7 protein-coding genes are annotated in these 24,790 nt (G+C 46.7%); all 7 read left to right on the top strand.

Features of this window, described 5'->3' with window-relative positions:
• Positions 1–72: 72 nt before the first annotated feature.
• The 7 genes from B0O44_RS00145 to B0O44_RS00175 all read left to right on the top strand — a co-directional run bounded on the left by B0O44_RS00145 (position 73) and on the right by B0O44_RS00175 (position 24,751).
• A complete protein-coding gene (locus B0O44_RS00145; RefSeq protein WP_110826681.1) occupies positions 73–3,096 on the top strand; it encodes a SusC/RagA family TonB-linked outer membrane protein in 3,024 nt (1,007 codons plus the stop codon).
• Positions 3,097–3,114: 18 nt separating this feature from the next.
• The gene (locus B0O44_RS00150; protein WP_245943494.1) at positions 3,115–4,605 is read left to right on the top strand and encodes a SusD/RagB family nutrient-binding outer membrane lipoprotein; all 1,491 of its coding nucleotides are present in this window, start codon (positions 3,115–3,117) and stop codon (positions 4,603–4,605) included.
• 11 nt (positions 4,606–4,616) lie between these two features.
• Positions 4,617–5,396, top strand: a complete 780-nt coding sequence (locus B0O44_RS00155) for a hypothetical protein (protein ID WP_110826683.1) — start codon at positions 4,617–4,619, stop codon at positions 5,394–5,396.
• Between the two features lie 8 nt (positions 5,397–5,404).
• Positions 5,405–7,006, top strand: coding sequence for a PKD domain-containing protein (locus B0O44_RS00160; protein ID WP_110826684.1), 1,602 nt, complete (start codon positions 5,405–5,407; stop codon positions 7,004–7,006).
• Between the two features lie 9 nt (positions 7,007–7,015).
• Positions 7,016–8,047 (top strand): glycosyl hydrolase family 18 protein, encoded by a 1,032-nt coding sequence (locus tag B0O44_RS00165; protein ID WP_110826685.1) that lies wholly within the window; start codon positions 7,016–7,018, stop codon positions 8,045–8,047.
• Between the two features lie 581 nt (positions 8,048–8,628).
• Complete coding sequence (locus B0O44_RS00170; RefSeq protein ID WP_110826686.1) at positions 8,629–23,718, top strand: DUF7507 domain-containing protein; 15,090 nt, start codon at positions 8,629–8,631, stop codon at positions 23,716–23,718.
• 4 nt (positions 23,719–23,722) lie between these two features.
• Positions 23,723–24,751 (top strand): PorP/SprF family type IX secretion system membrane protein, encoded by a 1,029-nt coding sequence (locus B0O44_RS00175; protein ID WP_245943496.1) that lies wholly within the window; start codon positions 23,723–23,725, stop codon positions 24,749–24,751.
• Positions 24,752–24,790: the final 39 nt, after the last annotated feature.

Genomic DNA, 24,790 nt, shown 5'->3' on the forward strand with positions numbered 1-24,790 from the left:
GCGGTTATATGCGTTTTTAAAACGTCAAATACCTGCAAAAAGAGCTTAACAAACTAACCAAAATAAACTTTTATGAAAAGAAAATTGCTCATGCTTTTCCTGAGCACATTTTTGCTTTATGCCACTGCCATGGCACAGCAAATGACCATTACAGGAAAAGTAAGCTCCGCTGAAGACCGGCTGGGCATTCCGGGTGCATCTGTCAAGGTTAAAGGGGCTTCTACAGTCGTGCAAACCAATTCCGACGGTATGTATTCCATCAACATTCAAAAAGGCGATGTGCTTGTGTTTTCTTACATTGGTTTTGAAAGCCAGGAAAGAACACCCACTGCAGCATCCACAGTCAATGTTTCCTTAAAAACAGATTCCAGGTCACTGGATGAAGTGGTGGTCACTGCTTTTGGGGTCAAAAAAGACAAAAGGACTTTAACCTATGCGATCCAAAGTGTTAAAGGTGACGATTTGAGGCAGGCCAACCAGTCGAACATCATCAATGGCCTGCAAGGGCAAATTGCAGGTGCGCAAATCACTTCTTCAGGTGGTTCGCCCGGTTTGCCTTCCGAGATCATTTTAAGGGGGGTGTCTTCCTTAACCGGAGACAATCAGCCATTGATGATTGTAGATGGTATCCGTGTCAGTAATGCTTCTACAGATGGGACAGTTAACCGTCTGGCCGATTTTAATCCAGAAGACATAGAGAACATTTCTGTGTTAAAGGGTGGGGCAGCTGCCGCAATTTATGGTATCGATGCAGCCTCTGGTGCCATTATCATCACCACTAAAAAAGGGGCTTCCGGAAAAATGAACGTTGTGGCCTCGGCAAAGAGTTTTCTGGAAACAGTTGGCCGTTTACCAAAACGTCAAACGATGTATACAACAGGTTTGGGAGGTACTTACGACAACAGTACCACCACTTCATGGGGAAGAAAGTTCAGGGTCGATGAGCAGGTCTATGACAATCCAAAGCGCTTTTTCGATACGGGACTAACCAATGATTTTAATTTTAACATCAACGGGGGTACAGAGACATATAATTATTATATGTCTGGAAATTACAGGGATGGCTCATCCATTATTCCAAATACCAATGCCGATAAACTAGGCATATTACTAAAAGGTACAGCTAAACTTGCTCCGAAACTGGAACTGAGCGCATCTGTAAATTACATAGACAATAAAATTAAAGAGGGACTGGTCGGTTCTAATTCGGGTGGCTGGGCCAATAGTGTATACCGTTACCCGAGCCAGTATGACATACGCAATTACCAGTTTGACAATGGCGATCCAAACTATGTGTATTATCAGGACAATGGCGGAACTGAAACAGGTATTCTTTCTCCTTTATGGAACGTCAATAAAAACCCAAGGACTACAAGGACCAGGCGTACAGTATTAAATGGGGTGTTGGATTATAAACCTTACCCATGGTTAAGCGTTTCTTATCGAATGGGCCAGGATTATTACAACCAGACCTATGACAACATCACTGTGCCGCGTACACCCGGAAGCTGGGATGGAAGGCTGTACCAGACCAGGGGCAATTATGTCAATACCACTTCTTACCTGAATACCACTTTTAATAAAGAAGTGATCAAAGACCTGAATGTGTATGCGCTGGTTGGGGCAACCTCTGAATATTATGAAGCTAAAACCAATTCCATAACCGGTGAGAAATTTCAAAATCCGGCCATCCATAGTGTCAATGTAATTGAGGCGGCCAATCTTAAAACAACAGAAAGTAATCCCCGCAGACAACGCTATGCTTTGTATGGCGATTTCAGACTGGAATATAAAAGAATGCTCAACTTGAGTTTTACTGGACGTCAGGACTGGACTTCTACCTTGCCAACCAATGCCAGGTCGTTCTTTTTTCCTTCCGTAGGGGCAAGTTTTGTGTTTTCCGAGCTGATGGATGCGAAAGACTGGAGTGGAAAGGTCCGCACCATTTATGCAAAAATTGGTAAAGATGCACCCATTTACAGAACAAACAACAACCTGACCCAGTACCTGGGGATCGGAGGCGGTTTTGTAAACGATCCTACCGGGGGGAACCCAAACCTTAAACCGGAAGTAACCACCAACAATGAGTATGGAATGGAGCTTCATTTCTTTAAAAACCGTTTAAATATAGACGCGACCTATTACATTTCTCAGAGTAAGGACCAGATCATCAGTGCACGGGTTCCTTTAACAACAGGTTACGTGATCCAGACTTTTAATGCAGGAACCATTAAAAACAAAGGACTGGAGCTTTCCATTAACGGGACCCTGATGAAACAAAAGAACTTTCAATGGGACATGACCATTAACGCCTGGAAAAATACCTCAAAAATGATGGAGCTGCCCGATCAGGTGCGTGTATTCCCTTATACTTTTGGTCAGCCTTATACAGCGGCTATTGCAGCTTCGGTATTGGATATGCCCGTTTTAGGTATTGTAGGTACAGATTATCAGCGCAACAGCGACGGCTATATGGTCATTGGTGCCGATGGGTATCCCTTAATCAATTCAACAGAAAAGCAGCAGTACATTGGTAACCGCGAGCCTAAATTCAATTTTGGCTGGTTAAATAAGTTTCAGTACAAAGATTTCTCCCTTTCATTTCTGTGGGACATCCGTATTGGCGGCGATGTATACAATGCAACGCGCCTGGGAATGATGTCGGCAGGTATTGCCAAAGAAGCAGGAGACTGGAGGGATAAGGAATTTGTATTTAATGGGGTGGTCAAACAAGCCGACGGAAGCTATATAAAGAACACCAAAACGGTGGTCCTGGATTACAATTACTTTACCACAAACTATGCTTCAGTAGGAACTAATTTTATTGAAAAGGTAAACTGGGCAAGAATGCGTTACATGACCTTGGGCTATACCTTACCTAAATCCTTTACCAATAGGTTAAAGGTCAACAGGATCCAGCTGGAATTTTCTGCACAAAACCCGTTTCTTTTTACCAATTACTCAGGGGGTGATCCCGAGGTGAACAGTGCAGGACCAAATGCAGGAGGCGCAGAAGGTGGAAGTACCATGGGCGTAGATTTTGGGGCAATACCGCTTTCCAGAACGTATTCCTTTGGTTTAACGGTAAGCTTTTAATTATAAAAAATTGAAAAGATGAACAAGAAGATATATTTAATTCCGGTTTTACTAATGCTTTTTTCGGCATGTAAGAAAAACCTGGATATCAATGTAAACCCGGTACAGCCGGTCACCACAACATCTAACCTGATGTTGCCCGGGGTTTTAGGGAATATGGCCTATCATGCCTATTCTCATGCCCGTTTTTCGGTCTATCATTCCTTTTACATCACCAGCAGGTATACCACCAATGCCATTGAATCACAATGGGACTACAACCGGATCACGCGGATGGGGGCCTGGAGGTGGCATTATTTTGATGTGGGCAGCAATTGCATCAGCCTGATCAAAACAGCAGAACAGGAACAGTCCTTTAATTATTCAGGAGTCGGTAAAATCATTATGGCCTATTCTTACCTGACCGCTACAGATTCTTTTGGCGATATGCCAGTCAAAGAAGCCTACACCGGTGATTTCAGTCCGGCCTATGATACCCAGGACGTGGTGTATGCAGAGGTGGAGCGTCTGTTGAACGAGGGAATGGCCGATATTCAGAAAAGCGGCTCCCAGGCAAAAGTAATGAATGCAGCTTCAGACCTGATTTTTCAGGGCGACCTGAGCAAGTGGACCGCCTTTGCGCATGCTTTAAAAGCCAGAATGCGTATTCATACCGCTAATTTTGACAACAAATACGATGAGGTAATTTCTGAAGCGAATACTGCGCTTGCGGCATGGAAAGACCCTGTTTTTAAATACGCAGCAGATCCTCAACGGGATTATGAAAAAAACATGTGGGGACCAAGTGTACCCAACCCGGTCTGGAACTTTGCTGACATTACCAATTACCTGGGCAATAGTGTTTCGACCGATTTTTTTATGAACTACCTGACTGTAGCAGAACCGGGGATCAAATACGACCCACGGTTATATAAACTCACTACACCTGGTAAAAACGGCAGGTACCAGGGGGCTAAAATGTCCGAAGGTATTGCCGATATACCATTTGATGATTTTGCTTCCTTATATAAAGGTTTCTGGACAGCAGACAATTCGCCAATGCCTTATATGCTTAAAGAGGAGCTGTATTTTATGAAGTCTGAAGCTGCGTGGTATAAAAACGATAAACAAACTGCTTTTGAGGCTTATAAAAGTGGCATTAGCGAAAATATGGGTCGTTTGGGTATTGTTGCCGATAGTGTGAGCCGCTATATGGCCTCTGCCAAAGTGAAAAAAACTGCGGATGATTTGACCATAGGAGATATTATGATGCAAAAGTATGTGGCTTTGTACCTGCAGGGCGAAACCTGGGTAGACATGAGAAGGCATAAATATAAAACAGATGCCTACCCGGGCCTTTACTATCCAAAAAACATCCTGGCTGAATTTGGCGGAAAATGGATACAGCGTTTTCCTTATGATCCGCAGACAGAATATATCTATAATCCTAAGGAAATTGCCAGACTGGGCGCTATGGCCAGAAACTGGGTTTTCACAGACCTGTGGTGGTCTGCTAATTCTAAACTTTAAATGCTGCGGATATGAAAAATATAGTATGGATGGCACTGGCCCTGATGGTATTGACCACGGCCTGTAAAAAAAATAGCCCTGTTGAAGAGCTGGGAAAAAGCAACGGTCAGTACAGACCGGAATTGCGGGTGAGTTTGAGTACCCGGACTTTAAAGGTGGGGGATACGGTGAATGTAACCAGCACAACCTGGGAGCGTAGCGACCAGATTGCTAAAGTAGAATACCTGCACAAATTGTATGAAAACTTTGGGATTTACCTGGAACTGCAAACCACGAAACTGGAAACCTGGAGCGCAACCGCCCCAAAAATGGTGGTTACCGATACCATAGCCAATGGCGCATGGAAAACTTTCCCGGAAAATGGCAAAAGCCTCAATAGTTATTATGTAACGGCCAGTAATGCTTATGTATTGGCTGCAGTGTATAAACAATTTATCGCTACCGGGGGCAAATATAAAATGGAGGGGGCCGATTTGCTAAATGCATTGCCCAATGAGGCTTACAATAACTTACTGAGCCAGCTGGCTTATGTAATAACGGTAGCGGAGTTCAGTACATTTTTTCCGGCTGCACCAGAAGAGTGTTTTACCAAAACCGGGGCCACAAGGACCGGCATCTCTGATATAGGTAAAGCTTACCTGAGGGACAACCTGAGCAGGGCCTTATTTGTTCAGAAGGGTTTTAAAACCTTTAAAAAACAAGGTTTGCTACATGCAAGCGTCACCTCAAAAGTGACTTCGACATCAGGTGCGGTGGCACAAGTAACTAACGAATTTGAAGCAACTTATTAATAGAAGCCATGATCAAGATATTTAAAATTTCCTTTTTGATGGTTCTGCTATGTATTCTGGCAGGCTGCAAAAAAGATACCATTGGCAGAGGCAGTCAGGACAGTGATGTGGCTGTCAATTTTGATGTTCCTGCAGGCGATGTTTTTGCCCCGGCAAAGGTATTGCTGGTAAACCGGTCCAAGCATGCTACTGAATACCAATGGGATTTTACAGGTGGTAAACAATTGACCAAATCGGGACTTAAAGACCTGAGCACTTCAACGGGTTTAACACCTGACACCATTTTTTATGAACTTCCCGGTACTTATGACATTAAGCTCACGGTTAAATATGCAGATGGAAGCAGTAAATTTGTAAACAAACAACTGCTGGTTAAAAAACAGCAGCCACAAATTATTGTTCCTGATAATATTCTGTTTTTACAGGAAGTAGAGTTTAAAGCATCTGTGTTTAAATATCCGGGTAAAACGGTAACGTACAACTGGGATTTTGGGGACGGACAGGTTTCTACACTTGAAAAACCAAAAATAACCTATGCAAAAGCTGGAACCTATACGGTGAAGTTAACAGTTAATGATGGTCAGGAAACGCTAACGGCCACCCGGGTCATTGGGGTACAGGGTGAACTGGTGAAGGCTTTATTCTTTTCTGATGTGAAAACGGGTAAACTATATAAACAGTTTTTCACACAAAAACAAGCCCCTCAACCCATCCAGTTACCTGCCGCGGTAGGTTTGCATCCCTGGTCGCTAACCGTAACCGGAGAAAAGGTGGTCATTTCCAATACGGGGGCAAATGTTTTGTTTACCGCTGCTGCAAATGCCGACGGACGTATTTTTTCGGTAGACCTGAATGGTGGTTCGGATAAAACCATTACTACTGCAACCGGAACGTATGCCGATGACCCTTTTGCGAGTACGGTAGACAACAACGGAAATGTATGGTGGTTATCCAGGAATACCAGCGTGCCAGGTATGCGTTCGATTGCCCTGGAGTCTGCCGATGGTCCCTATCCTGCGCCTAAATTTGCTTTGACTGCGGCCCAGGCGGGCACAACCAGCGTATTTGGCTGGATTGATGGTGGGATCCAGATCGTGAACAACGAAATCTGGTATACCAAACACGGCTCTGCAGGTAAGGGCTTGTACCGCATATCCACCACCGGCACTTTTATTCAAACTGTTCCTGGGTTTAAAGATTTAAAAATCAGGACTTTTGCGGTAGATACAAAAAACAGTAAAATCTATTTTGTCATCAACTTTTTAGGCGGTGGTTACGATAAAGGTTTCTATTCGGCCAATTTAGATGGTACGGACATTCGTTTAATTGACGCGATGGCGAATTTCTCTACCGAGGGAGGGGCCAATGAAATGACTTCTGTAACCGGAATTGCTATTGACAATGCACCAGACGATGGCTCTGCCGGTTATGTGTATTACGGATACCGCGATGCTTCGGATGTAAATGCCTCGGGTGTGGTGGTCGGTTCAGGAAGCAATTCCGGCGTGAAAAGGTATGCCCTTAATGGGACCAAACCAGCAGAATTCTTTATCAAAGGCTTTATTCCATACGGAATAGCGATAGACCATGTGAAAAGGGGAACAAATTAATTTAAAATTATGAAACGTATTCTATATATGGCAATGTTTGCATTGCTGATCCTTCAGGCCTGTAATAAAAAGGTAAACTGGGTTCCTGATGATCCCCCTAAAGTACAAAGACAAGCGCCTGCAGGAGCTTATGTACCCGATAACAGTTTTAAAATTGTCACTTACTTTTCCGCTTCCCGCGAACCGGATTCTGTAGCAACAGAAAAGTATAAAATGATGACGCATTTAAACTATGCCTTTTTGTATCCCAATGCCGACGGCAGTTTGCAGGCACTTACCCAGCCTGCCCGTTTTAAAACCGTAATCAAAAGGGCTAAGGAAAATGGCGTAAAAACAGCAATTGCCCTTGCAGGTCCGGAAGCTACTTATACCATTCTGGCGGCCAGTCCGGGCTCCAGAACACGTTTGGTAAAAAATGTGCTGCAGTTTGTATTGGACAATGAGCTCGACGGGGTGGATATGGATTGGGAGTACCCAAGAGCAAACAACGGAAACCTGGTTACTTATGAAGCCTTAATGGTAGAAATGGCCGATTCTCTTCATAAATGGCACAAATACCTCAGTGCCGCCATTACACCAGCGGTATATGCCGGAACGGTACGGGATGGCATCAGCGCAAAAACCATTGCGGTAACAGACTTTTTTAACATTATGGTGTATGACGGTATCGGCTGGGACAGCACCAGTCCCGGACAGCATGCTTCTTATAAAATGGCCGAGGCCAGTCTGGATGTGTGGCTGCAAACTAAAGGCATGCCAAAGGAAAAGGCTATTCTGGGTTTTCCTGCCTATGGAAAGGAGAGTGGCAATGCCGCTATTGCCTATAGGGACTTGCTCAGAAGAGGGGCAGACCCTAAAAGTGATGTCTTTACCGTTTCAGGATTGTTATATTATTACAATGGCACAGAAATGGTTAAAAACAAAGCTTTGCTGGCAAAAGCAAGGGCTAATGGAATGATGATGTGGGAACTTTATCAGGATGCAAATGGTAGTAATTCTTTATTGAAAACGGCCAATGACGCATTAGGAAGAAAGTATTAGCAGGTATTCATTTTGTTCAGTTTTGAGTCCCCAGGCAGTTCGTCTGGGGATTTTTTTTACCTTCAATTGGTGGTTTTTAAGATAAAATGGAGGCTAAACCAGAGAAAAAAATAAAAAAAATGAGGGATTTCAGTAAAGTAGAATGGCCGACTTTATTTTTTTGTTCCTTAGGGTAAATATGTTTTACAGGTTAAACGGGCTTTAAATGATCACCTGATGGAGACAATAAAAAAATGGGGGGACTTGCGAAAATTTTAGTGATGATTTGGATGAATCAATATTTTTTTTATTAAATTTATATATACTCCAATTATCTTTTTTTGTAAGAAGCGCCCTGGGATTAATTTTTAAAAGAAAAAACAATTCTGCTGTTAATCCGGTTTTAGTTAAGATGTAATATTTATATTTTGTTTAATTGATGTTTGAACATATAAACGATTGTTTTATACGATTATTTTAGAATATTATTTTTGTAACAATAATTTTATAATTTTGGACATCTAGCCCCTTTAGGGTTCAATATAGTACGTCGCTCTTCTTTATCTGTCTAAATTAACTTAAACGTCTAAGCTCTTCCACCTATGGGAAAAATTTACGTTCGAATTGTCGCATATTTTGCCACATTTTTAAAACGCTCTATCCGGGACTTTTTAAAATTTCCTGTTTATTCTACATCAAAACCTGCTTTTTTAAAAGGGCTGTGCAGAATAGGACTGATGTCTCTGCTGCTGACCATGTTTGCTTTTAAATCGCTGGCCCAGGTTCAGGCCACCGGTGGAACAGGAATTTATAGAAACAACATTTACTGGCTTAATTTTACCGGTTTGAACATGACCACCGGGGCAGCACCCAAGAACTTTACCTTTGTCGTCAATGGCATTACCATTACAGCCATTATTGACCAGGTTTCTATTACCGGTGCCAGTGGTAGCCCGGCTTTAATTCCTTATGTTTCAGGAAGCTGGTATGAAGACAGATTAAATTATTTATATAACATAGGGGGTACAGGAACAAACAATACCCTGGTGAATGCCATCCGGACCAGTATAAATGGGGCCGACGCAGATTTTAGGGTCCGTATTTATGCAAGCATAAACGGTCAACCTGCCGACGTGGGTATGGTGTTTGGTAATGCAGAAGCTGATGCTTCTAATGAGTATACCAAGGGTACCACCAATGGTGACTCCTGGAGGTTACTGGAAACGTATGTGGACAATACAAGTGATCAGGGTGGGGTAGGTTTTGGAAGAAGAATGACCTTTTCGAACAGTGATAAAACGGTCCAGTTACAATGTAATCAGAATGCCGCGCTGCTGTATACCCAAAAAGCGGCTACAAGTTTGGGTAATCCTTTAACCATCGATGCCCATATTGAATCTGGGGGACTTACGGCGATGGCTTTAGGGGTTATTGCTTATTCCGAACGCGGAGATGCGCCTGATAGCTATGGAGCACCTTCTCATACCCTAAGCCCATTATTGGTTGGTGGTGCCAATCCTTCTCCAACCAATGCAACCACTACCAATACGGTATACATTGCCAATCCGCCAAGTGGAGGGCAGCTCATTACGCCCGCTACAGTGACCAAACCGGCCACGCCAAAATTAGGCGCAATATCCGGCGATTTTGACCCGGCTGTTTTTACAAATCTGGGCACCAATGCCGATGCCGATAACTTAAACGGAGAAAATGACGAAGATGGGATTGCTTCTTTTCCTCAGCTGACCGTACAAAACACAACCTATACTGTAACAGCAACGGTGGGTAACACCAGTGGGGTAAATGCCAATCTGGTGGGCTGGATAGATTTTAACCGCAACGGAACCTTTGAAGCCTCAGAAGGTGTTGCCGTAGTTGTTCCTCCGGGGGCCACCACAGCGACCTTAACCTGGACAGGTTTAACAGGCCTGGTTCCGGGGCAGTCTTATGCCAGGTTTAGGATTTCGACCAACTCCATCACCACCGCAGATATGGGTTCCGTGGTGAGTAATGGAGAGGTAGAAGACTATACCCTGCCTATTGTACCCGTGTACGAACTTGGTATAACCAAAACTGCTTCACTGGCGACTGCAACTGCAGGATCGCCATTAAGCTATACCATTACCTTAACCAACAACGGACCAACCACTTTACCAGCTTCTGCTATTGTTAAAGTAGTAGATAATTTGCCTGCTGGTTTTACCGCTTCGAGCTTTACGCCTTCCAACGGGACCTACACCAGTTCATCGGGCAATTGGACTGGCTTAACCTTAGCTTCTGGTCAGAGTGCTACACTGGTTATTGCGGGAACCGTGAACGGAGCTACGACCACCAGCTTAAGCAACACGGTAACAGTAACACCACCTGCCGGTTCTATTGATCCGGTAAATACAAACAACACGGCTACCGTTGTTACTCCTGTTGTACGCACCATGGACCTGGCTTTAACCAAAACAGCTTCTCCAAAACCAGCTGTGGCCGGGCAAGTTTTAACCTATACCGTTACACTCATCAACAACGGGCCAAGTTCCATCATCCCAACAGATGTGGTCAGCGTGGTAGATGTGGTTCCTGCGGGTTTTACCGCTACAAGTTTTACACCAGCTGTGGGTACTTATAGTAGCGCGACGGCCAACTGGACCGGATTTTCTTTAGCCAGCGGACAAAGCACCACCTTAACCATAGTAGGTAATGTTGCTCCGACCGCCAGTGGTAATTTAGTAAATACGGCTACTGTAGTGGCTCCGATTGGTACAACAGATCCGGTAGGCGGAAATAATGTAGCGACCGATAATACGACCATAAACCGCGTCATTGACCTCGGCGTAACCAAAGCCGCCAGTCCGAAACCGGCAGTAGCCGGGCAGGCTTTAACTTACACCATTACTTTAACCAATAACGGGCCGGGTACCATTCAACCCACAGATGTGGTGAAGGTTATTGACAATCTGCCGGCTGGATTTAACAATCCGGCCTATACGGCAGCAAGCGGTACTTATACCAGTGCAACAGGCAATTGGACAGGGCTAAACCTGAGCACCGGACAAAGCACCACACTAACCATTTCAGGTACTGTCGACCAGGGTGCAACTGGTACACTGGTCAATACGGTTAATTTAACGCCACCTCCGGGAACAAGCGATCCGGTAACAGCAAACAATACGGCAACCGACAATACGACCGTTAGCCGGGTGCTCGATTTGGGTGTAACCAAAACGGCCAGTCCAAAACCGGCGGTTACAGGGCAAACGTTAACCTATACCATTACCCTAACCAATAATGGTCCGGGAGCTCTATTGGCTTCAGATGTGGTTAAATTTACAGATAACCTTCCGGCTGGTTTTACCACACCAACCTATACACCTTTAACAGGTACATTTGATCCTGCAACAGGCAACTGGACAGGGGTAGCCCTGCAAAATGGCCAGAGCACAACGCTCACCATCTCAGGTACGATTAATGCTTCAGCCACAGGGACATTGACCAATACGGTGACTTTAACGCCCCCTTCCGGAACAACCGATCCGGTAACAGGAAACAATACGGCAACCGATAACACCAGCATTAGCCGGGTAATAGACCTTGGCGTAACCAAAACAGCGTCTCCAAAACCAGCAGTGGCCGGGCAAGCCTTAACCTATACCATTACCTTAACCAATTATGGTTCCGGTGCTTTACTGGCTTCGGATGTGGTACAGGTGGTTGACGTGTTGCCGGCGGGTTTTACTGGTCCGGTTTATACCGCCGCCGCAGGAACGTTTACCAGCAGCAATGGAAACTGGACAGGTTTAACCCTGGGCAGCGGGCAAAGTACAACACTAACCATTGCCGGTACTGTTGCCCCTTCTGCAGCGGGTACATTGACCAATACGGTAACTTTAACGCCTCCGGCGGGAACTACCGATCCGGTAACGGGAAACAATACGGCAACTGATAACACCACCATCAGCAGGGTAATTGATTTGGGGATAGCTAAAACCGCCAGTCCAAAACCAGCAGTGGCCGGACAGGCCTTAACCTATACCATTACTTTAACCAATAATGGCCCCGGTAGCTTATTGAGTTCTGATGTGGTTAAAGTGGTGGATGCTTTACCTGCAGGTTTTACCAGTCCGGTTTATACGGCTGCTACGGGAACCTATACCAGCTCAAACGGAAACTGGACAGGTTTAACGCTAGCAACTGGACAAAGTACTACACTTACCATTGCAGGTACGGTGGCACAGACCGCAACGGGCACCTTAACCAATACCGTTACTTTAACACCTCCAAACGGCACAACCGATCCGGTTACAGGCAACAATACAGCAACAGACAATACAACAGTAAGTCGTGTCCTGGATCTGGATCTGGCCAAAACAGCCAGTCCAAAACCAGCGGTAGCCGGTCAGGCTTTAACTTATACCATTACCTTAACCAATAAAGGGCCTGGTGCATTACTGGCTACCGATGTGGTTAAATTAACAGATAACCTTCCTGCGGGCTTTAACACACCAGTCTACACAGCTTTAAACGGAACATTTGATGCTTCAACCGGTAATTGGACTGGCCTGGCCTTGTCCACAGGGCAAAGTACCACATTAACGGTAACAGGTACGGTAAGTCCTGCTGCCAGTGGCACCCTAACCAATACGGTGAGCTTAACAAGCCCGGCAGGCACAACAGATCCGGTTGCCGGAAACAACACCGCAACAGACAATACCACCATTAGCAGGGTAATTGATCTGGGCCTTTCCAAAACTGCTACACCAAAACCAGCGGTAGCAGGACAAGCTTTAACTTACACCATTACCTTAACAAACAATGGACCGGGAAGCTTACTGGCTACTGATGTCGTGAAAGTAGCCGATGCTTTACCAGCTGGCTTTACCAGTCCGGTATATACTGCCGGGGCAGGAACTTATGCCAGTGCGACCGGAAACTGGACAGGCTTGACCCTGGCGACAGGCCAGAGTACTACACTGACCATTGCAGGTACAGTGGCTACCGGGGCAACAGGAACGTTAACCAATACCGCTACCTTAACCCCGCCGGCAGGGACAACCGATCCGGTAACTGGAAACAATACGGCTACCGACAACACCACAGTGAACCGGATCATTGATCTGGGTGTGGTAAAAACAGCCAGTCCAAAACCAGCAGTAGCCGGTCAGGCCCTTACCTATACCATTACCTTAACCAATTACGGTCCGGGAAGCCTCAATCCGTCTGATGTAGTGAAAGGGGTAGATGTATTGCCTCCGGGTTATACTTCCAGTGGTACAACAACGGCCAGCAAGGGAACTTTTGATGTGGCTTCCAGCAGCTGGACCGGTTCAAACCTGGCGGTAAATGAAAGTGCAACCCTAACAGTAAACGGCGTAGTGGCCCCAACGGCAACGGGTAGTCTGACCAATACGGTAACCATTTTGGTGCCCGATGGAACAACAGACCCTGTACCAGGAAATAATGTGTCCACAGATGTAACGACCATTAACAGGGTGCTGGATCTGGCCTTAACCAAAACGGGCAGTCCTAAACCAGCAGTTGCCGGTCAGCCTTTTATGTACACCATTACACTGACCAATAAAGGACCAGGTGCCTTACTGAATACAGATGTGGTCAATGTCGCCGATGCACTCCCTGCCGGCTTTATTAATCCGGTATATGTACCGGGTGTAGGAGGTTATAACCCCGCTACCGGCGACTGGACAGGCGTAGCACTGGGCGTGGGACAAAGCACCACTTTAACAATAACTGGTTCTGTTGCGGCCAATGCCAGCGGTACTTTAAGCAACACGGCAACTTTAACGCCTCCTGCCGGAACAACAGATCCCGACAATACCAATAATTCTGCAACAGACAATACAACAGTAAGCAGGGTAATAGACCTGGAGGTTGCCAAAACAGCAGCCCCTAAACCTGCAAAGGCAGGCCAGAGCTTAACTTATACCATAACCCTAAGCAATAAAGGACCAGGTGCTTTATTGGCCACTGACGTGGTCAATGTGGCCGATGCTCTTCCTGCGGGCTTTAGCGGTGCAGTTTATACTGCAGGGGCAGGAACCTACAACAGCACCACTGGAAATTGGACAGGTTTAACGCTTAGCAACGGTCAAAACACCACCTTGAGCATACAGGGTACGGTTGCTGCAAATGCGAGCGGTAACCTGGTCAATACAGTGACCTTAACCCCGCCAGCTGGCACAACTGATCCGGTAAGCGGAAACAATACTGCAACAGACAATACAGCGATTAATCGGGAAATGGACTTTGGCATCACCAAAACGGCCAATCCAAAACCCGTAGTTGCAGGTGAAAACCTGGTGTATACGTTGACCATAACCAATAATGGTCCTGCTCAACTCCAAAGCACAGATATACTGAATGTTTCAGATAATTTACCGCTTGGTTTCTCGGCGCCAGTTTATTCCGCTGCTGCTGGAACATATACCAGTTCCAATGGCAACTGGACAGGATTAACCCTGGCGACTGGCCAAAGTACAACACTGACCATATCTGGTAAAACAGATCCGACCCTTATTGGCTCTTTAACCAATGTGGCTTCTGTAACGGCCCCGTCTGGGGTAACAGACCCTGTTGCGGGCAACAATACAGCAACAGACAATACTTTGGTACAGAATAAACCGGTACTGAACATCACCAAAACTGGTCCTGCTACGGTGGTCGCAGGAGCGGCCATCAGTTATACTTTACAGGTAACCAATACCGGAAGTAGTGCTGCAATAGACGCAACAATTGCCGACGTTGTCCCTGCAGCCCTGACCAATGTCAGCTGGACCAGTTCAACCTCAGGTACAGCTTCTGTAACGGCTACTCCTTCGGGAAGTGGAAACAATGTCAGTCTTAAAGCCTTTGTTCCACCTGGCGCTGGTAATACGGTTACCGTGACCATTAATGGAACGGTGAACCCGGCTGCAGCAGCTGGAAGTTTAAGCAATACGGCTACGGTTAGTCCTGCAGAGCCGCTTGGAACAGGAGGTACTTCAACGGTTACCACAACCATTACACAAAACCCTGTACTGGTCATCACCAAAAGTGGTCCGGCAACAAAAAATGCGGGGGAGGAAGTGGTTTACAATTTAACCATATCCAATAATGGTTTAAGTAATGCTTCTAATGCGAGTATTACGGATGTCTTGCCGGCAGGTTTAATTAATGTCAGCTGGACGGCCACGCCTTTGGGAGCAGCAAGTATTTCAAGTGGTGCCACCGGTACAGGGTCTTCAGTGAACATTGTGGGCAGTATCCCGGCTGGTGCAAATAACCACATCAATGTGGTCGTTACAGCAGAACTCGATCCTGCATTTACAGGAGCTTCTGTGAACAATACCGCAGTTGTTACCCCTGTTGAAACAGGTGTGGCCGTCAATTCGAATACAGTAAGCACCACCATTACCAAAACAGCTAACCTGCAAATTGTAAAAACCGGTCCCGCAACTATAGTGGCAGGTCAGGCCATTAATTATACCATAAAAGTGACCAATAACGGTCCAACCGATGCAAATGGAATAGCGGTGCAGGATATTGTTCCAGCAGACATTTTAAATCCGATATGGTCAGTAACTACTGTGGGTACAGCAACCAGTTCGGTACCCAGTGGAACAGGCAATGTCAATTTAACAGCAAATTTAAAGGGCAATGGAACGGATGCGATACTCATTAACCTGAGTGGTCAGTTAAGACCTGGATTTACAGGTACATCCATTTCCAATACAGCCTCGGCAACACCTCCGGCCGGTTTTACCAGTACGACCCCGGTGACCAGCACAGCAACAACGACTACTTCTACAGCGGCCAATGTACGCATTGTAAAATCCGGTCCCGCCAATATTGGAGCAGGGCAGTCGGTTCAGTATACCCTAAGGGTCACCAATACCGGACCAAGTACAGCTGTAAATACAACCATTGCCGATGTTGTACCTGGCGATATTTCGGTGACAACTTGGACAGCAACGCCTTCTGGTGGAGCACTGATTACCAACCCGGGGACAGGTACGGGAAATAATGTGAACCTGATGGCAGATATCCCTGTAGGCGGGGTGGTAGATGTCCTGATCAATGGGGTGGTAGTGCCTGGTACTGCCGATGGCAAAGTGATTACCAATACGGCTACTGCCAATTCTATAGTGCCCGATCCGGTCCCATCGGACAATACATCAAGTGTCAACACCACTGTGAGCAACCTGGCCGAATTTGTGGTTTCCAAATATGGTCCGGCAACGGTGAACATTGGTGATCCGATCACCTACAAAATTGTGGTCAGCAACCTTTCACCCGGTGACATTACCGGAGCTAAAATTACCGATAATGTGCCGACAGATCCTGTACAGGTCACCAGCTGGACGGTTAGTAAAACCGGTAATGCATTGATCACCACCGGAGCAGCCGGTGGCTCAACCAACAATATTTATGTAGAAGGTAATATTGGGAATTCTGGCTCGGGTACCATTGAAATTATTGTAAACGGTATCATTAAACCAACCAGTCAGACCAGCTTTATGAATAAGGTGACGGTCGAAGCCGGTACCCAGAAAGAAAGTGTGGTCACCACTTCGGTAAACAATTCTACCGACCTGAGCATTACAAAACAAGCACCAGCCCAGGTAGCTGCGGGGCAAAACATCAGTTATACCCTAAAGGTCATGAACAATGGCCCGGTTGATGCGCAGGGTATAAGTATCAGTGATGCAGTGCCGGCAGGTATTACAGGCGTAACCTGGACCGCACAGTCAGTGGGTACAGCAAGCATTACTACAGGTACTACAGGTTCAGGATCCAATGTATCGGTTACGGGTGATATTGCTGCCGGTGGTGCCAATTATATTCTGGTTACTGTAAATGGTCTTGTGCCATCCAATACTTCTGCGGGAACGGTATCTAACACAGCTACGGTGACTATTCTTCCTCCGACAGCAACCATTCCATTCCCGGTAACGGATTACAATGCAACAAATAATGCTTCTACAGCAACAACAACTATTGTCAGCAATGCGGCCCTGGTCATCTCAAAAAGTGGCCCTTCTTCTGCCGTTGCAGGGGAACAGATCCATTACCAGATCAAGGTAAGCAACAGCGGTTCCAGTGATGCGCCCGATGTACGCATTGGTGATCCGTTGCCTGCCGGTTTAACCAATGTTGCCTGGACGCCAACGGTTTCCGGAACGGCAAGTCTCACAGGGGCAACACCTGGAACAGTCTATACGACTACACCTATTGCCCTGAACGGGGCAATACCGGCAGGGGTTGCGAATGTAATTACCATTGATGTCACTGCAACCATTGATCCAGGCGCAGGACCGACCCTAACCAATACGGGAACGGCAAATCTGGCTGGTGGAACCAATGTGAACTCTAATGTGGTGACTACGACCATTGATAAAATAACAGACCTGAGTGTGACCAATACGGTTGCTCCGGCTTCGGCCAGGGTCAACGATCAGGTGGTGTTTACGGTAACTGTTAAAAATAATGGACCTAGTAATGCCACAGGGGTGAATGTTTCCGATGCGCTGCCTGCTGGTTATACTTTGGTTACTTCCACTCCGGGTCAGGGAAGTTATACCCCAGGTACAGGGCTCTGGAATATTGGTAGTCTGGCGGTTGGTGCACAAGTGACTTTAACCCTTACCGCGACTGTTAAGCAGGGAGGACCTTACCTGAGCACAGCAACAGTATCCGGAACAGAAACGGATCCGGTAAGTGCAAACAATACGGCTACGGCAGGAATTACCATTCTGAACTCTAATCCTGTGGCCAATGCCAATGCGAAAACAACCCTCGAGGATGTAACTTTGAGTATAAATGCGACCAGCGGATTGCTGTCCAATGCTTCTGATGTAGACAATGATATATTGAGTATTAGTAAATATACCATTGCAGGCCTAAGTGGTGATTTCTCTGTAGGTACTGCGGTATCTATTCCTGGAAAAGGCAGTATTACCATCAACAGTGATGGCAGTTATACTTTTGTCCCTGCGCCGGATTACAACGATACCGATCCATTGGGTCCTGTTCCGGTGATTACCTATACGGTAAGCGATGGAAACGGGGGGACAGCAACCAGCACATTGACCATCAATGTAACACCGGTCAACGATCCGCCTGTCTTTACCAAAGGTCCGGATCAGGTACTGCAGCAGTATGCAGGGGCGCAAAGTGTAAGTGCGTGGGCTACAGGAATTAGCCCGGGACCTGCAAATGAAAGTGCTCAGGTAGTCCATTTTGAGGTAACTGGTAATACCAATACCGCCTTGTTCAGCGTACAGCCTTCTGTAGCTGCAGACGGAACATTGACTTATACACCTGCTTTCGGGCAAACCGGAACAGCCACCATTACATTGGTGCTGAAAGACAATGGTGGAACCTTGAATGGCGGAAACGACACCTCTGCACCTCAAACCTTTATCATTACCATTAACCCAGCCAATCCGGCAATCGTACTGACTAAAGCGGTAACCGCAGGTCCGGCACCAACCAAAGCAGGTGATGTGATTAATTATACGCTGGTGGTCCGCAATACAGGTGACATAGATTTGAGCAACGTAGTGGTTACGGACACAGGTATTGATGCGGGAAGTTTGTCTCCGGTTTCTATCCCTGCACTTGCCAAAGGGGCTTCTGCAACATTGACGGCTCAGTATACCTTAAAGCAAGCAGATATCGATGCGGGAATGTACAGTAACCAGGCCAGTGTAACTGCTAAAGATCCTGGAAACAACAATGTAACAGATCCTAAATCCGATGATCCAAATACCCCTGCGCCAGACGATCCGACCATTGTGTACATTACACCGGTGAATTCCATGACGCTCACCAAAGCTGCTGCTCCGGGAACCCTGGTAAGCAAAGCGGGTGATGTGATTACATACAATCTTGTGGTCAAAAACACGGGTAATGTAACCTTAAATAATGTGGTTGTTTTAGATCCGGCAGCAGATGCGGGCAGCATTACGCCTGGTCTGGTAAGCAGTTTGGCACCAGGTGCTTCGGCAGCAATAACCGCTAAACATACCCTAACACAGGCGGAAGTCGATTCAGGTAGTTTCAGTAACCAGGCAGAAGTGGATGGCAATACCCCTCAGGGTGTCCGGACAATTACGCCAAAATCTGATGATCCTACTACACCAACTCCGGATGATCCAACCAAAGTGCCAATAGCACCAATCAGTTCCATGAGCCTTACCAAGGCGGCCGATAATGGTGGTGCTAAAGCTGGTGATGTGATTAATTATACGCTGGTGGTGACCAATACAGGCAATGTGACTTTAAGCAATGTAGCGGTAACCGATCCTGGAGCAGATCCGGGAAGCATTACACCGGCAAGTATAGCAAGTCTTGCACCTGGGGCTTCAGTTACCCTTAAAGCAAAACACACTTTGGTACAAACGGAAGTAGATGCAGGTAGTTTCAGTAACCAGGCGGCTGCAACCGGAACCACACCGGCTGGTGCAACCACCACCAACCCGGCTTCAGATGATCCGAATACACCGGCTGTTAATGACCCGACCAAAGTTGTGATTGCGCCTGTGGCTTCCTTTAGCCTAACCAAAGCAGCAGTTGCAGCGGTTGTTTCCAAAGCAGGTGATGTGATCAATTATAGTATAGTAGTTAAAAACACTGGAAATGTGACCCTAAACAATCTGGTGCTGACGGATGCGGGTGTAGATGCCGGAAGTGTAAGCGCACTGCCTGCTGCATTAGCACCAAGTGCTTCAGCTACATTAACGGCTAAATATACCCTTAAACAAGCTGATGTAGATGCGGGAAGTTATAGCAACCAGGCAGCCATTAGCGGCACAGCGCCGGGTGGGGCAGCGGTAAGCAATCCAAAATCCGATGATCCGACCACTCCGGCAACAGATGATCCTACAATAGTGCTCATTAACCCTGTGAGTTCAATGAGCTTAACCAAGGCTGCAACCGGACCAGCAGTTACCAAAGCGGGTGACGTGATTAATTACAGTTTGGTGGTGACCAATACGGGGAATGTCACACTGAGCGGCATTGCAGTATCTGACCTGGGTGCCGATCCGGGAAGTGTGACGCCGGCAAGCATTACTTCACTTGCACCAGGTGCTTCAGCTACACTGACGGCTAAATATACCCTTAAACAGGTGGATGTAGATGCCGGAAGTTACAGCAATCAGGCTAGTGTGAGCGGTACAACACCGGGCGGGGCAACCACAACCAATCCGGCTTCCGACGACCCTTCAACCCCGGCAGCCAATGATCCGACCATTGTGCCAATCAGTCCGGTAGGTTCAATGACATTAACGAAAGCAATCAAACCGGGGACGGCCGTTTCCAAAGCTGGGGATGTGGTCAATTATACCCTGGTATTGAGCAATACAGGTAATGTGACCTTAAAAAATATTGTATTGACCGATGCGGGTGCCGATCCTGGTAGCATAAGCGGTGTGCCAACGACCCTGGCACCGGGAACTTCAGTTACCTTAAGTGCAACCTACACTTTGAAACAGGCTGATGTGGATGCAGGAAGCTATAGCAACCAGGCTGCAGTAACTGCGGTAACACCAGGTGGTACTTCAGTAAGTGTTCCGGGTTCTGATGATCCAAATACACCAGCACCGAATGATCCGACTGTGGTGACCATTAGTCCGGCAGGTTCGATGAGCCTGACCAAAGCATTGGCAACAGGAACTTCAGTTTCTAAAGCGGGGGATGTAATCAATTATTCCATTGTGATTAAAAACACAGGCAACGTTACGCTGAGTAATTTTGTACTGACCGATACCGGGGTCGATGCGGGCAGCATAAGTGCGGTTCCATCCAGCCTGGCTCCAGGGGCTTCTGCAACCTTAACGGCTAAGTATACCCTTAAACAAACAGATGTAGATGCCGGAAGTTATAGCAACCAGGCTGCAGTAACTGCAGTCAGTCTGGGCGGCGCAACCATAAGCAAACCGAAATCAGATGATCCATCTACGCCGGCACCTGATGACCCGACTGTGGCATTAATTGTGCCTAATGGTTCTATGACCTTAACCAAAGCGGCGGCAGCTGGAACTTCGGTTTCTAAAGCAGGAGATGTAATTAATTACATTTTGGTGGTGACCAATACCGGCAATGTGACTTTAACCCAGCTGCTGATCGATGACGGTGGTGCAGATGCAGGTAGCATTGGTGCTTTACCAGCCAGTCTTGCGCCAGGGGCATCGGCAACAGTTACAGCTAAACATACACTTGTTCAGGCCGATGTCGATGCAGGCAGCTTTAGTAATCAGGCCAGTATTTCCGGAGTAACACCTGGTGGTATTTCGGTAATGGTACCAAAATCAGACGACCCTAATACTCCTGCACCAAACGATCCGACTATTGTTCCGATTGTGCCTTCTGCCTCAATGAGCCTTACAAAAGCAGTGGCTGCCGGACCGGCCGTGACCAAAGCCGGCGATGTCATCAACTACACCATTGTGGTGACCAATACCGGCGGGCTTACCCTGAATAATCCGGTGATTACTGATCCGGGTGTAGATGCAGGTAGTCTCGGTGCGCTTCCGCTTAGTCTTGCTCCAGGTGCTTCAGCGACCGTAACTGCAAAATACACACTGAAACAGGCCGATGTAGATGCCGGTTCATACAGCAACCAGGCTGCGGTAACAGCGGCCAGACCTGGAGGCGGCACGGTAACCAATCCTAAATCAGATGATCCGTCTACACCGGCGGTGGATGATCCTACCGTGGTTACAATAGCACCTGCAGGAGCAATGAGCCTTACCAAGGCGGCAAATAATACGGGTACCAAAGCAGGTGATGTGATCAATTATACCCTGGTATTGACCAATACCGGAAACATTACCTTAAGCAATGTAGCTGTAACAGATGCCGGTGCAGATGCGGGTAGTATTACACCTGCAAATGTAGCAAGTCTGGCTCCGGGTGCTTCGGTGACCCTAAGTGCCAAACATACTTTGACCCAGGCCGAAGTGAATGCCGGAAGGTTTAGCAATCAGGCTTCAGTGACCGGTACAAAACCAGGCGGAGGTACGGTTACCAATCCTAAATCAGATGATCCGTCCACCAACGCGCCTGATGATCCAACGGTGGTACTGATTACGCCTGCAGGTTCCATGAGCCTGACCAAAGCAGCCAACAACACCGGCAGCAAAGCAGGGGATGTAATTAACTATACCCTGGTGGTCACCAATACTGGTAATGTAAGCTTAAGCAACGTATTTGTACAGGATGAAGGTGCCGATGCAGGAAGCATCAGCCCGGCAAGTATTGCAACCATAGCTCCGGGCGTCTCTGTTACCCTGACAGCAAAACATACCCTGACCCAGGCAGAGGTCGATGCAGGCATGTTCAGTAACCAGGCTGGGGTAACCGGTACAGTGCCAGGAGGTGGTAGTATTACCAAACCTAAATCTGATGATCCGAGTACGCCACAACCAGATGATCCGACAGTAGTGATGATCACTTCCAAAGCAGCCGTTGCGCTCATTAAAACCGCGGTGGTAGCCACAGATGGCAATAGCATTACGTATACTTTCCGTATCCTGAATACCGGAAATGTAACTTTAAATACAGCGGCACTCACCGATGCAAAACTTGGCATCAACAGGCAGGTTCCACTACCTGGCGGTTTGGCACCTGGTGCATCTGTAACCACCACCGAGGTGTATACCTTAACCCTTGGTGACAGGAATACCGGTTCAGTAACCAATACGGCTACAGTGGCAGTAACCACCACAGCAGGAGACAAGGCAACAGATGTTTCGGGTACAGATGCAAATAACGATACCCCTACGGTGACAAATGTCCCTCAGATTGGGGTAGTAACCCTGGTTAAAACGGCGGTATTCAGTGGCAATAAGGTCACTTATACCTTTACCATAAAAAATGGTGGTAATGTGAACCTGAACAACATTACACTGACCGATGCCAAACTGGGGATGCTCAACCTTCCGGTTCCTGTAGCGGGCGGTCTTGTTCCGGGAGCCTCGGTAACAGCAACTCAGTTGTATACACTTACCCAGGCCGATAAAGATGCCGGAAAAGTAACCAACACGGCTACTGTAAATGCAGTAACGCCAGGGCTTAAAGTGGTCAGTGATGTTTCCGGAACGGCAGAAACCAACAATACGCCAACCGAAATCGTTGTTCCAAAATCTCCGGTAGCCTTTGACGACAAAGCAGAGGCAAAAGCCAATCAGACCATTGTCATCAACATATTGGCCAACGACGATCCGGGCAACTCCAGTTTTGATAAAGGCTCCGTACAGATTGTCACCCCACCACAACATGGAAAAGTAATGGTGAACAGTGATGGAACAGTGACTTATACTCCAGATCCGGGTTATACAGGGGGAGACAGTTTCACCTACAATGTGAAAGACCTGTACGGGTACCAGACCAATACGGCTACGGTGACTTTAGGACTTAATTTCTTTGACATCAACATTCCGAACCTGATTACACCAAATGGGGATGGCATCAATGATGTCTTTGAGATCCGTGGTCTGAATCAGTATGGAGAAAATCAACTGATCATTGTCAACCGTTGGGGTAATGAGGTGTTCAGACAAAGCAATTACCAGAATACCTGGTCTGGTGAAGGATTAAATGAAGGAACTTATTATTATCTGCTGACCGTCAAACGCAAAGGCGGTACAGAGACACAGGTGTTTAAAGGTTATATTACATTAATACGGGCATTTAGAAAATAAAATCATGGAGCATAGAACAAATTTTAAAAGCCGAAACGCAAATATGATGAGGATTACACTGAAAATAAAATGGGTGTGGATGCTGCTGTTGGTTGTGTTGCTTCCTGATAAAATGTTAAAAGCACAGCAGGATGCACAGTTCAGTCAGTACATGTTTAACGGAATTTACATTAATCCGGCTTATGCGGGTTATAAAGAACAGCTCAATTTGCACAGCTTTTACCGTTCCCAGTGGACCGGAATTAAAGGGGCACCACGTACATTTTCTGTAGCTGTAGACGCAAGTGCCAACGACGGCAATGTCGGACTGGCCCTGCAGCTTTCTGCAGATAAACTGGGGGCGCAAAGTAATTTATCGGCTTATGCCAATTATGCCTACCGGATCAGAATGAATGCCGATGGCAGTTCCAGACTGGCTTTTGGTGTTGGGATCGGGGCAGTCCAGCTGGGCATTGATGGTTCTTTACTTAATCCGAACGATCCGGAGCCTGATCAGCCTACAGGTACGCAAAGCACCCTTTTGCCCGATGCGCGGGTAGGGGTGTATTATTCCGACGATAAATTTTATGCGGGCTTTTCTGCCGATAACCTGATCAGTCAGTACATCAATGTAGATCGTTATGCCTATATCCCGCAGCCTAAGCCACACTATTACTTGACCGCGGGTGTGCTGGTGCCTTTATCAGAAAGTATTTTGTTAAAGCCTTCCTTTTTGCTGAAAGACGATAGGGGCGGACCAACAAGTCTGGATCTGAATGCCTTTTTTCTGCTGGGTGAAAAGTTCTGGGTAGGTGGATCTTACCGGACAGGGGTGAAACTGTATGATAAAAGCTACTTGCAAAAAGACCTGAGCAATCAGAATTCGGCAGTCGCTATGGTAGAGTTTTACGCTTCCAGTTCTTTCCGGATTGGTTATGCCTATGATTTTTCTATAGGCCCTTTGCAGAATTACAGCGGTGGCACCCATGAAATTTCTATTGGCTTCTTCTTTAATAAAAACAATGTGAGAATGAAAAGTCCAAGGTATTTTTAATAAAGGCCCTTTGTCATGAACAATGAAAATGAATCCTCT

Source organism: Pedobacter nutrimenti (assembly GCF_003208655.1).
Classification (GTDB): domain Bacteria; phylum Bacteroidota; class Bacteroidia; order Sphingobacteriales; family Sphingobacteriaceae; genus Pedobacter; species Pedobacter nutrimenti.